A 12,376-nucleotide genomic window follows, 5' to 3' on the forward strand; every position below is an offset into this window, starting at 1 on the left:
AAGCTTACATCAGATTCTTTCACAGCAATTATTCTATCACAGTTTTTCCGATTACGGTATAACTTTCTTTACATAGCAGAAAATAAAACCACCGCCTTTGATATGCTCAGGCGGCAGCTTCTCTATCTTCTTATTAATAATATTCTTAAATTACATTCATTATATCAGCTTCACTGCCGAAGCGATTAACTGCATCTTGCCGTGGAGTTCAATCAGGCCAAAGTCCGCAGGGAGAACGAAATGATCTCCTTTTTGAATGAGCTGGCCGTTGATAAGACCGTCTCCTTCTATGACGCTCATGTTCATGAAAGGATAGTCCTGACTTATGGTGAAGTCCTTCGCTACCTCCAGCTTCCAAACCGTGTAATATTTGTTGGACACGAGGACGTTCATGGAATTCACATTCAAATCCAAAGTATTTTCCATATCATTTTCTATGTCGTGCGAGGGAACGGTAATCACATCCATGCTTTTATCCAAATGGAGCTTTCTGGGCTTTCCGTTCTGCGTTCTTCCATAATCATAAAGCCGATAGGTGATGTCGCTGCTCTGCTGGGTTTCCAATATCATAAGGCCGCCCTTGATCGAATGAACGGTTCCCGGATCGATTTGTATAAAATCGCCTCTGCGCACGGGAACTTCCCGAAGGAATTTTTCCCATTCGCCTTTTTTAACCATTTCTTCCATCTGTTCCTTCGTCCTGGCATTATGCCCTATGACCAGACTGGCATCCTCATCGCAGTCCACAACATACCAGCATTCCGTCTTGCCGAGGCTTCCATTCTCATGGGCGCCCGCATAGGCATCGTCAGGATGAACCTGAATGCTCAAATCCTGCTTGGCATCGATCAGCTTCACCAGCAGAGGAAAATTCTGCGCATCGTAATTGCCGAACAGCCCGGGAAGCTTTTTCCATAGCTCAGAAAGCTTTTTTCCCTTGTAAAAGCCCTCTTTTACCTCGCAGTCCCCGTGAGGATGCGCACTTACCCCCCAGCGTTCGTCACCCCAAACCATCTGTTTATAAATAGGATTTAAAAATAATATCTGTCTCATCAGCTTATTGATACTGAGTTCCTTTCCGTTTGTCTCCATGATCTTCTGATACCAGAAAGCTGAATCCTTTACCGTGCGCTTCTGCGTTTCGAAGTCCACGTGGACAATGCCGAAACGTTCGGTATATCCTTTATCCCATTCAAAATTATCTAAAAATGTCCAGAGGAAATACCCTCTCACATCTGCGCCGTCATCGCATGCTTTTTGAAGTGCGGATAAATACATATCCAGAAAATAGATTCTGTTCGGATCATGCACCCTGCCGTCCAGAGAAACCACATCATGACAAGACATGCCATTTTCCGTAATATACATCGGATGCTCATATCTTTCATAGAGAAATCTTATTCCCCAGTAAAAAGCTTCGGGTGTTACCGGCCAGCCGGCAGCAGTCTTCATATAACCCGGCTTCCTGTTCTCGAACACCGGCTCTGCGTCTGCTCCCGCGCTTACCATGTACCCATTATATATGTTTTGTCCCATAAAATCCAGAGGCTGCGATATTAATTTCATGTCCTCCTTTGTGATTTCAGGCAGATATTCCTTATATTTATTCAGTCCCTCTTCCGGGTAGTGCCCCAGGAATACCGGGTCGGAGAACCAAGCCACATTCCACGTCCATCGTTCCAGCGGATTGTAAAAGCCAAACAGCACCTTTTTTGCCGCCTCGATATCCGCTTCACTGTCCGTCTTCGGATAAGCCATTCCACAAGTAGGGGCATATCCTATCTTTATGGGACGCTTAGCATATTTTCTCAGGCTGATGACCGCTCTGCCATGAGCCTTAAGCACATTATGTGCCATTTGGAAGATGTCTTTCACAGACAGCTTCAGTCCCGGTGCATGTTCCCCCGTAAGATTACCCAGACCGACAAAGCACTGGGGTTCGTTCAGCGTAATAAAATATTCGCACAAATCAGAAAAGCTTTCCGCCGCAACCCTGGCATAGTCCGCAAACCAATCGGCGCTTTCGCCATTCAGCCAGCCGCCTTTGTCCTGCAAGGCTTGAGGAAATTCCCAGTGATACAGGGTGAGATACGGCTCAATCCCATTCTTCTTCATCTCAAGGATCATATCCCGGTACAGTACGATTGCCTTTTCATTCACCGTCCCTGTACCTTCGGGCATGATTCTCGCCCAATTGACGGAAAAGCGGTATGCCTTTACTCCCATAAGCCGCATGAGAGCAAAGTCTTCTTTATATCTATGTATATGGTCGCAGGCTGCTTTCGCATTCTGCCCGTCTGCGATTCTTCCTTTCTCCGCAAAGGTGTCCCATATCGTTTTCCCGCCCCCGTCTTCTATATCTTTTCCTTCTATTTGATAGGCGCTGCTGGCAACGCCCCAAACAAAATCATCACGAAACATTTCTGACCCTCCGTTTTGTCCTGCTGTCTGTAAATTTCACGGATGGCCCATATTCCTATACGATAAATCTTCCGATGGACTGGTCTAACGCATCCGCTTCTTTTCTCAATAATTCAACGTCCTTTGCCAAATCGGAAACGATCTTAACCTGATCATCTAAAGTAGCGGTGACTTCCTCGGTAGCCACTGCAGACTGCTCCGAAACCACGGAAATGCTGTGAATGGACTCCTGAACCTGCTCCTTCTCCCCATTGATTTCCTGCATGCTGTCCGCAATATGCTTAAGTCCGTCCACAAGGTTCTCAACACAGCTATTGATTTCCCCAAAGACCTGAATAGTCTCCTCCAGAGATGTCGCCTGAGCGAAAATAATCGTTTCCGCCTCCCTGGCCGATTTCGTCGTTCTTCTTGTGGTCTCGCGAATATTCTCGACGATGTCCTTAATGCTCTTGCCTGCCTGCATGGATTCATCCGCAAGCTTTCTGATCTCCTCGGCAACGACCGCAAAACCTCTTCCATTTTCTCCTGCTCTGGCCGCTTCTATGGAAGCGTTTAAGGAAAGCAGATTAGTCTGTCTGGCAATGCTGTTGATCGTATCGATAAAGCCCTCTATTTCTGTAGAACGTTCCTGCACGTCGTTGATATTCTCTACCAGTACCTTTGTAATAGCTACCGTGGTCTCCGACTTCTTATTCAGCTCATCAACGATAACGCGGCCCTGCTCCACTACTGAGGTAGCTCTGTCTACCGTGTTGGTCATATCTCCTGCGCCTTCACAGACTCCATCTATTTTCACCGCAAAATCCGACATCCTGCAGTTGCTGTTATCCGCTTCCTTCGCCTGAGTCTGTACCCCTGCCGCCACTTCGTCTACCGCCGAGGAAATTTCCTTGATGGAGGTATTGATGGTCACCGACTTAACAGCAACTCCATCTGCCATTTCCTTTACTTTATTTCCGAATATCTGCATATCCTTCATGAGCGTCCGCATGCTTTCCAGCATGTCGTTCAAGCCTTTGGCAAGAAGGCTGAATTCGTCTTTTCTGTTGATCCGGAACTCCTGCGTCAGATTCCCGCCCGCAACCTCGTTCAGACCTTTAGTTATTACCTTAACAGACTTGCTCATGCCTGTTGCTATCATACCACCTATGATGAAGGCGATGATGCACGCAAGCAGTACCATAACGACACACAGATTGCGTATCGAGTTTACTTCTTTTAAAATATTATTCTGGGGAATCAGACCGCACAGCATGATTCCCGTATTTCCCACGGGCGAAAACACGTATAAATATGTTTCTCCGTTATATTTGACATAGCGGTCTCCGGCCTCCTTTGCATTCAGGCTTTCCGCGTAGAAATCCTTATCCGTGAACACTGCCGCCATCTTATCCTGGAGCAAAGCCCCCGTTCCTGCCTCCGCTTGCTGCACGCGCACGATTTCACGGCCGTCAGGAGATATAAGAGCCTTGATACTGTTTTCACCGAAGTCCATTTGGTTCAGCATCTCTTCGATGGTCTGTGTGGTAATATCCAGAACAAGATAGGTATTTGCCTTCAGGAACTTCTGAAAAAAAGCGAGACCATATCTATCTTCGGAAATGGACAGACGCTCATCCAGGAACGAATGATAGCCGAACCATCCGTTTTTACGCGTCGCATTATCTTTGAAATACTGCCCCTCTGCAGATTCCATAAAGCTCGTATAAACGTTATCCCCCATACTTCCCGATACGGAAGTGAGATAGGTCCCATTCTCCGGAATAATGGAATAGCTGTATAAATATTGCACACTGGCCTTCACCTGAAGAAGATTCTTCTTTGCGTCGCGCCAGTACTGCATTGCTTTGCTGTCGTTCTGTTTGTAATACACTTCGTAATACGAGGACATATCATCCCCTACCACCATTTCAAGCGCCTTCGAGGACACATTTCCCGTAAGCAGATCGCAGTACATGCTCATGGCCGATATGGTACTCACGGAGGAATCCTCCACCTTTTCCTTTATGACGCCGGAAGCGGTCTTATATGATACGAAGCCAAGTACGATAATAAGCGCAATAGGAACCAGAAAAGCCTTGATCAAAGTTCCCATTATACTTGTATTAGAAAATGTACCAAACGTTATTTTACCCTTTATGCTGCCCTTATTTTGGTTATTATGTGTTGTATTGTTTTCCTTTTTTCCCTTAAGCTCCGACACAACTTCATTAAACTTTTTCGAATTTTTACGAAAATACCATTTATTAAAGTTGATTCCCGGTAAAGCCAGCTTCTTTTTGTTCCCCTTTTTCCCCCTGGCGGTCCATCCCGCTTTCGTGTTTTCTACTGTCCCCATGACATCCTCCTATCGTGAACCAATCACTGATACAAGGTAAAACGGAACCGCCGGATTCTTACCGTTTTCCACGATGGTAATTTCCACCGAATGTGCCGTATTTTCCAAGTTTTCCGCAACCGTATCAATGTATAGGCAATCGCCCCAGTCCTCATCAAAATTTCCGTCCAAAAGAAAACTTGTTTCTTTCTTACCGTCTATTACAACACGAGCTACCGGCGCTGGTTTCCTTATAGATTTCCGATATTGAACGGCAATTGTCGTGCCCTCAATTTCGAATACTATTCTATCATTTATGCCGCTTGCAATCCACCCTTTTTGGAAAATATGTGAATCTTTTTCGTTTTTTTTCGAATCTTTTGTGAATCCATTACATTTAGGAGCGCAATTATCGTTCCTGTACCGCATAGAATTCTCGTATCTGTTTCTTGTCACCGGTTCCGGTAATCCGCTTTCGCAAAACGGTAGTTCTTCTTCCCAGCAGTTCTTATACACTTCTTCCAAAAATTCTATAACAACTCCCGCTGCCAGTTCATGTCCTGCATCATTGGGATGCAAATCATCCGGCGTGATACTTCGAACCGGTATTTCCCCTGAAGTTACTTTTCCATAAAGAGCCTTCTTCATACTGATGCAGGGAAGCCCGTATGTTCTGCCTATCGTCTCATGCTCTTCCTGGGCATTTTCTCCATTGTCATAGCGTACATTATGAAGCAGTAACAATGCAGGCTCACCGGCACTCCGGTAAATCCTTCGGACAAGTCCTTCATAAGTCTCTGCGAAATGGTCATTGTTCTCGTCATTCACACTGAATTCAACAATAACGAAATCCGGATTATGGCAAAGCAGATCTTCCTCCACTCTCGCCGCTCCAAACTGCGAGGTAGTTCCTCCGATTCCGGCATTTACATATAAGAACTCAGCCTCAGGAAACTTCGCCCTCCACCAGTTGTACACCAGATAGGCGTAGCAGGTATACTGTGTTGAAGACAGAGAGCCCTGGGTGATGGAACCTCCGATAAAACCGATGGTCAGCCGCTTACCGCTCCTCGCCCGTCTCATTATTTTTTTCAGACGGTATAGATTCCCCCGATTTATCACACCTCCCTCCGGCATAATACTTTCGTCTTCCTTCATGTCCCCTCTTCCTCCTTCCATACGGTCTCCCCAAGAGACTCAACAAATGCCGTCAGCTCCTCCGCCATCCGTTCTGCCTCAGGAATCCGAATATGTCCCGGTGTCCCGCATCCGTTGTCCGTATAGCAAAAATGATATATGCGAGAATCTCCCAGTTCCGCCTGCACCTGACCGATAGAGCGGTCCCAGTTAGGATGATGATTCAAAATCGTCGTCTGCAGTATTATGACAGCCTGTGGATATATGTTTCTTAAATTCTGTATGAACATCTTATAATGTCTGCGCCAGTAAACGCTTTTTTCACTTTCATAATCCTGCGCCATATAGTCCAGAGGATGATTGTCGTTCTGCCCGATCGCCACTAGAACGAGGTGGGGCCTGTAGCGTGCAAAATCCCATCGTTTCACCGGCCCGAGACCAGGCTGATATTGCAGCTTATCGTAGATTTCTTCCATTCCTATGTAATCCGGTTCCATAAACCACCCGGTACCATTAAGGAGAGCCACGCCTCCCTGAGCGATATCGTGTATCTGCGCATTCAGCCTTCGGGCCGCTATCCACGCGTAGGAATAATAGCTGTTGGAATGTTCCCCATTATGCTCCGGGTCCTCTTTCCCGGCATATTCCACAGCCTCGGACACTTCTCCGGCGGAAACACTGTCTCCGTATACTTCTATCCTCCGCGAGGGAGCCGGACCGGAAGCCTGCACGAGAGCCCCCTCCTCCACCTCCAGCCCATAGAAAGCAAAGGTATGACAGGAGTCCTGTCTTTTGAAAATCAGAACGTCGTGCAAACCCTCTTTCAGATGCTCCGCCAGGGTTATTGCCGTCTCACCTTCCTCCTCGGGGAGGATCGCTTTGCCCTGTCTGCCGTCTATGAGAAAGCCCAGCGAGTTTTCCCAATAAGCTTTTTTGTTGCTTAGAACAATACGCACAAAACTTCCGCTTACATGGATTCGTATGCTGCTGCATGGATATACGAATACAGGCGCATTCTTGTCTTCGAAATCAATTCTTCCGCAATAGGTCAGCCTCTTATCATCCGGCTTTATCATCATAGGTCATCAACTTCCTTTCCTCCGTGCTCCTAACGCCTTCCGATTTCCGTATCAGACACTGTGACCGAGCTGTGCTCCTTAATATACGGAACGATTTCCTCAAGTCTTGTGAATGCAAGGCCCACATAACTGTCTGCGGCTCCGTAGTAAATGGCTATTTTTCCGCTTTCCGAATCGTGGATTGTGGCACAGGGGAAACATACATTGGGAACAAATCCCCTTTCCTCATACCATTGCTCCGGCGTGAGAAGGAAATTCTCACACCGGTATTTCACGATGGAGGGATTGTCGATATCCAGAATCGCGCCGCCGATGGAATAAACGTATCCGTTGCACGTTCCGCTCACTCCGTGATAGAACAAAAGCCAGCCTTCTGTCGTCTCGATAGGCGCTGCACCTCCTCCTATTTTCAGAGATTCCCACCATTCGTTTCCTTTGCCCATCACATGGCGATGCCTGCCCCAATACACCATGTCGGGACTTTCACTGACAAAAATGTCTCCAAAGGGAGTGTGCCCGCTGTCGCTGGGGCGGCTCAGCATCATGAAATTACCGTTTATCTTTCTCGGGAACAATACCCCGTTTCTATTAAAGGGAAGGAATGGATTCTCTAATCTCACGAAGGTTTTAAAATCATTGGTTCTGGCTATGCCCAGCGATGCGCCGTAGAAATCCTGACACCATATGATATAGTAGGTATCCTCTACCTTCACCAGACGCGGATCATAGGCGTATGCCGGCATGAAGGGCTTTCCCTCCTCGTCCACAAAGGGAATCTTCTCTTGATCGATGTTCCAGTGGATAGCATCCTCACTTCTCCCCATATAAATGTACGGAATGCCGTTGGTTTGTTCTCCGCGGAACACTCCGATGAATTCCTCTCCATAAGGCATAACCGCACTGTTGAATATTCTGGCAACGCCCTTCACCGGATTTCTCCCAATGACGGGATTCCCGCTGTATCTCCACACCGGCGCATCCAAAGGTTTTTCCTGCGGCTCCTGCCACGGAACCTTTTTTACCGGTTCACTAATCATTTTTAATTTGTTCATCTTGCCAGCCTCCATTATTCGTATTTATGCATTCAAGTATTTCAGGTTCTTTTCTATGAGTGCGCATCTTTGCTTTACGCAGTCCGCAGATCGCAGAGGATCTTCAGGCGTATGGAATACATAGTCCATAAGCTTATCGATTGTCGTTACCGCCACATGCAGCCTCGTGTCGCTGGATGCATAATATATAAATACCTCTCCGTTTTCCTTCACTATCGCGCCGTTGGTAAATACCACATTAGATACATCTCCCATGCGCTCTTCCCTGCGCGGCCCGATCAACAGCCCTGACGGCTCCGCAATGATTTTGGACGGATCATCTATATCCGTAGCAAAGGCGTAGATTACATAACGAAGCCCTGCTGCCGTATTTCTCACGCCATGAGCAATATGTATCCATCCTTTTTCCGTCTTGATCGGCACTGCCCCGGCGCCGTTCTTAGCTTCAGTCAGCGTATGATATTTCCTCAGGCTGACCATCTTCTCCTCTCCGATCAATGCATGCTCAATATCATCACATAAGCCGAAGCCTATGCCGCCGCCGGAACCGGTCTCAATAAAATCATCCATGGGCCGGGTGTAAAATGCATATTTCCCATCTACGAATTCCGGGTGCAGCACTACGTTTCTCTGCTGAGGCGAGTTTTTTGTCACCAGATTATCCAGCCTTTCCCATGTCTTCAAATCCTTTGTTCTGACGATCCCTGCTGACGCCACCGCCGCTGACAGGTCGCTTGCCGACTTATCCCTGCTCTCAGAGCAGAACAGTCCGTAAATATACCCATCTTCATGCTTGGTCAGTCTCATATCGTAGACATTGGTTTCCTCCGGGTATTTATCGGGAAGAATTACAGGATAGTCCAAGAACCGGAAGCCCTCCGTCCCGCTGTCACTTACCGCCACTCCGAAGAAAGACTTTCTGTCATCCCCCTCGACACGTGCCACGAGGTAATATTTTCCATCTAATTCTATGGCTCCCGAATTCATTACCGCATTGACTCCCAGCCGCTTCATGAAATACGGATTGGACACTATATCCAAATCGTACTGCCAAATCGGCGGAATATGCTCTCTTGTCAGCACCGGATATTTATATCTGTCATAGATACCATTATAAAAACTTTCGTCGATTTCATTTTTTCTGTTAATCAAAGCTTCATATTTTTCAAGTTCATCCAAATACTTCTTGTGCAGCATGTTCCGTCCTCCTAATGACCTCGAAGCACATTCTGCCGTTATGGTACGGGCATTTCCACGGTTCTACAATGGGGGCACCTTCTATGGCGTTGCCCTCCTTATCCACCTTCCAATACCATTCCGAGCCTTTTCTCTTATCGGTCACATATTTCTTTATGAAGTTCCATTGGTTTTCCACCGCCCGCTTATACTTCTTCCTCTCAGGATTGTGCTCATAAGCGTTCAGAAATCCTACTACGGACTCCGCCTGCACCCACCAGATACGGCTTTCATCCACCACTCCCTTTTCGCACTCGTTGGCGAGAGAACATCCGTCAAAGGCCATCTTATATACCTGCTCAGTCAGCGCTTCCAGTATAGGGCGCATCTTTTTCTCGTAAGCTTCTTCCTTAAGCACTTCAAGCCCTCTGTCTATGAGCCACGCCGTCTCGATATCGTGTCCGTAAGAGTGCAGGTCCAGAATCGAGTTCATCTCCGCATCGAAGAATACCTCCTGTCTGCGAAGCTGCGGATTATATACCTTATTCGCAAAGGTATCCAGAATCCAAAGCAGCTTTTCTTTCACTTCCCCGCTGCCGCCTATCCGGTACAGCTCTGTATACGCTTCAAATACATGCAGAAGTGTATTCATAGTTTTTTCCGCAATGACCCCGTTTTCGGACAGCTTATCGTTATCGATCTCTTCGAAGCTTCTGTCGAAGCATTCCTTGTAGCCGAACTCATCCGTACACCTTTCTTCTATGAGACGGAAGAGATCCATAGCCATGGAAAATGCTTCTTTGTTCCCGCTCGCCTCATAGTAGGAGGACAAAGCATAGATAGCAAAAGCCTGATTATAAGTATGTTTTTCCGTATCCTCAGGCCTGCCGTCATAACGGGTCGACCAGTAAACTCCACCATATTTTCTGTCCAGGCAATATGTCTTCATATATTCGAAGCCGTGCCTGGCATAATCCAAAAGCTCCTCCTCCTTTAACAGCAGGTAAGCGTTGGCAAAAAACCATGTGATACGGCTGTTCAGGATGCTTCCCTTTACCGCCTTTTCATCTGCCTTCAAGTTATAATCCACCAAAGAATAATAGCCGCCGTTTTCATCATCCCGCAGTTTCTTCCAGAAAGGAAGGATGACTGTGGTAAGATGCTCTTTCATTTCACTGGCTAACATAAGCTTCCCTCCTATCCCTTTACCGCACCTGCCATAAGGCCGCTGTATATCTGTTTCTGGCACAGTATGAAAACAATCAGCGCCGGAAGCAGGGAGATAATGACACCTGCACAAATCAGGTTATACTGGCTTCCCAGCGGGCCGGTGAAGGTGAACAGCGAAGTTGCCACCGTTCCCAGCCTGGTCTTATCCTGAAGATACAGCTGCGCCATATAGTATTCGTTGTACGTTCCCACTCCCTTGAGTATCATGCAGGTCACGATGGCCGGCTTTAAAAGGGGGAAAAGTATCTTTGCATAAATCGTAAAATAAGATGCTCCATCCATAATCGCCGATTCATCGAGCGAGATTGAAATATTTTCAAAAAACTGTATAAAGATATATATGGAAATAACATCAGTTCCCATCATGAGGATAATATAGCCATATAAATGATTGATGAATCCCAAAGAATTCATAATGGAATAAACGGAAACCTGCATCGCCACGCCAGGCAGCAATGTCGCAAAAAGGAACAGGTTGCGCACCAGCCCGTTTCCAGGGAACTTAAAGCGATTCAGTATGTAGGCGATCTGTGTTCCGAACAAGATAGAACCTATCAGCACCACGATAAGAACTACCGTGGAGTTAATAAAGGCCTGCCCCATATTAGCCCTTCTGAACGCCTCAATAAAATTGTCAAAATTAAGCCAGCTCTCCGGCAGGGTCATTACATTGGTGCTCTGATACTCTTCATTCGTCTTAAAAGCAGTAATCACACAGGAAACAATAGGAATCACTGCCACGAAAGAGAAAAACAGAAGCGAGAAATATTTCAAAAAAGTCCATATGAATTTTTTACATTTTAACAGTATCATCCGGTAACCCGCCCCTTTCTCCTTCTATTTCTATAGCGCTCCAGCTTCTTTTCCCTTCTTAATCCTGCAACGGTATTCTCATCCTCCGCATCCCGCATCGCATACTTGAAGAAGAGCTTTTGAAGGATCGTAGCGATAAAGATAATGACCAAAAGAACGATCGCCATCGCCGACGCAAGACCTACTTTCTGGCTGACATGAGCAATTTCGTTCATGATGACGAAATAGGTGCCCGTTCCATTCGCACCGCTGGTAATAACATAGGGCGGTTCAAAAGCGCTTAAGGAACCGGTAATGGATAAAATAACGTTGAGAGTTACAATTGTCTTGATGCTCGGCAATATGATATACCGAAACTGTTGAAATCTATTTGCACCGTCCAGCTCAGCCGCCTCGTACAGCTCTGCGTCCACAGACATAATCGCTCCGATAAAGAGAACCATGTTCTGTCCGAAGTAACGCCATACGCTTGTGGCAACCAGTGAAATGTTGTTGATACTCTGGTCCTTCAGCCAGTACGGAAGATTTTCCAATTCAAAACCACACCATTGAAGGACCGTATCGAACACAAATCCTCTTGTATAAAAAAACTTAAAGATAAATCCAATTGCAATTCCGCTGATCAGGTAAGGGAAAAACATAAAGCCCTTGAAAATGCTCCCCCCCTTTACCTTGAAGCTGAGTATGGTCGCCAAATATAAGGCAATGGCGAGCTGCACCATAGCTCCGCCTATGTAATAAAGGCTGAGCTTCAAAGCTCCGAAGCAGTCGTCTCTCTTGAACACCTGGATGTAATTCTCCAGCCCTACGAATTTCCTCGGCCCTATGTATTTCATCTTATAAAAACTGAATTTGAACATTTCCCCAAAGGGAAAATAGGTAAAGGTAAACAGCAATAAAAGAGGTATAAACATAAATGCTACTATGATAATTGTCTGTTGCCCTTTTCTGCTCTTTGCCCATTTCAGAAAATAAAAGGGCTTTTTCTCTTTTGTCTGCACAACCCGTTCTGCAGCAGCCGACATACCGCATCCTCCTTATCTACCGTCTTTACCGTCGATTGACAAGGTTTTTCACGTGTGTGTGACCTTGTCAATCGATGGTATTATTGCCCGGGAAATGAAAAGCCACCCTCCCAAGCAACAAATGAT

9 protein-coding genes are annotated in these 12,376 nt (G+C 46.4%); all 9 read right to left on the minus strand.

Annotated features, from left to right (window positions below; all coding sequences use genetic code 11):
* Window positions 1-159: 159 nt before the first annotated feature.
* Genes V6984_RS19325 through V6984_RS19365 form a run of 9 tightly spaced genes read right to left on the minus strand, consistent with a single transcriptional unit; the run spans window position 160 to window position 12,250 of the window.
* Window positions 160-2,421, minus strand: a complete 2,262-nt coding sequence (locus V6984_RS19325; protein WP_342757230.1) for a GH1 family beta-glucosidase — start codon at window positions 2,419-2,421, stop codon at window positions 160-162.
* A 55-nt stretch (window positions 2,422-2,476) separates the two neighbouring features.
* Window positions 2,477-4,759 carry a methyl-accepting chemotaxis protein gene (locus V6984_RS19330; RefSeq protein WP_342757231.1) on the minus strand — a complete coding sequence of 761 codons (2,283 nt, stop codon included), beginning with the start codon at window positions 4,757-4,759 and terminating at the stop codon, window positions 2,477-2,479.
* A gap of 9 nt (window positions 4,760-4,768) precedes the next feature.
* Entirely contained in the window at window positions 4,769-5,896 is a 1,128-nt protein-coding gene (locus V6984_RS19335; RefSeq protein WP_342757232.1) for an SGNH/GDSL hydrolase family protein, read from the minus strand.
* Window positions 5,893-6,954, minus strand: coding sequence for an electron transporter RnfD (locus tag V6984_RS19340; protein ID WP_342757233.1), 1,062 nt, complete (start codon window positions 6,952-6,954; stop codon window positions 5,893-5,895). The genes V6984_RS19335 and V6984_RS19340 overlap by 4 nt, the downstream gene beginning before the upstream one ends.
* 29 nt (window positions 6,955-6,983) lie before the next feature.
* Window positions 6,984-8,006, minus strand: coding sequence for a glycoside hydrolase family 130 protein (locus tag V6984_RS19345; RefSeq protein ID WP_342757234.1), 1,023 nt, complete (start codon window positions 8,004-8,006; stop codon window positions 6,984-6,986).
* A 24-nt stretch (window positions 8,007-8,030) separates the two neighbouring features.
* Entirely contained in the window at window positions 8,031-9,203 is a 1,173-nt protein-coding gene (locus V6984_RS19350; RefSeq protein ID WP_342757235.1) for a glycosidase, read from the minus strand.
* Entirely contained in the window at window positions 9,178-10,368 is a 1,191-nt protein-coding gene (locus tag V6984_RS19355; RefSeq protein ID WP_342757236.1) for an AGE family epimerase/isomerase, read from the minus strand. Before V6984_RS19355 ends, V6984_RS19350 begins: the two co-directional genes overlap by 26 nt.
* Before the next feature lie 11 nt (window positions 10,369-10,379).
* The gene (locus V6984_RS19360; protein WP_342757237.1) at window positions 10,380-11,225 is read right to left on the minus strand and encodes a carbohydrate ABC transporter permease; all 846 of its coding nucleotides are present in this window, start codon (window positions 11,223-11,225) and stop codon (window positions 10,380-10,382) included.
* Window positions 11,222-12,250, minus strand: coding sequence for a sugar ABC transporter permease (locus V6984_RS19365; RefSeq protein ID WP_342757238.1), 1,029 nt, complete (start codon window positions 12,248-12,250; stop codon window positions 11,222-11,224). Before V6984_RS19365 ends, V6984_RS19360 begins: the two co-directional genes overlap by 4 nt.
* Between the last annotated feature and the right edge of the window lie 126 nt (window positions 12,251-12,376).

The organism is Kineothrix sp. IPX-CK, assembly GCF_039134705.1.
Lineage (GTDB): Bacteria > Bacillota > Clostridia > Lachnospirales > Lachnospiraceae > Kineothrix > Kineothrix sedimenti.

Bases quoted from the DNA above. Each gene is read 5' to 3' on its own strand.
- V6984_RS19365 (WP_342757238.1), bottom strand. From the start codon at position 12,250: ATGTCGGCTGCTGCAGAACGGGTTGTGCAGACAAAAGAGAAAAAGCCC.
- V6984_RS19345 (WP_342757234.1), bottom strand. From the start codon at position 8,006: ATGAACAAATTAAAAATGATTAGTGAACCGGTAAAAAAGGTTCCGTGG.
- V6984_RS19335 (WP_342757232.1), bottom strand. From the start codon at position 5,896: ATGAAGGAAGACGAAAGTATTATGCCGGAGGGAGGTGTGATAAATCGG.
- V6984_RS19325 (WP_342757230.1), bottom strand. From the start codon at position 2,421: ATGTTTCGTGATGATTTTGTTTGGGGCGTTGCCAGCAGCGCCTATCAA.
- V6984_RS19355 (WP_342757236.1), bottom strand. From the start codon at position 10,368: ATGTTAGCCAGTGAAATGAAAGAGCATCTTACCACAGTCATCCTTCCT.
- V6984_RS19350 (WP_342757235.1), bottom strand. From the start codon at position 9,203: ATGCTGCACAAGAAGTATTTGGATGAACTTGAAAAATATGAAGCTTTG.
- V6984_RS19330 (WP_342757231.1), bottom strand. From the start codon at position 4,759: ATGGGGACAGTAGAAAACACGAAAGCGGGATGGACCGCCAGGGGGAAA.
- V6984_RS19340 (WP_342757233.1), bottom strand. From the start codon at position 6,954: ATGATGATAAAGCCGGATGATAAGAGGCTGACCTATTGCGGAAGAATT.
- V6984_RS19360 (WP_342757237.1), bottom strand. From the start codon at position 11,225: ATGATACTGTTAAAATGTAAAAAATTCATATGGACTTTTTTGAAATAT.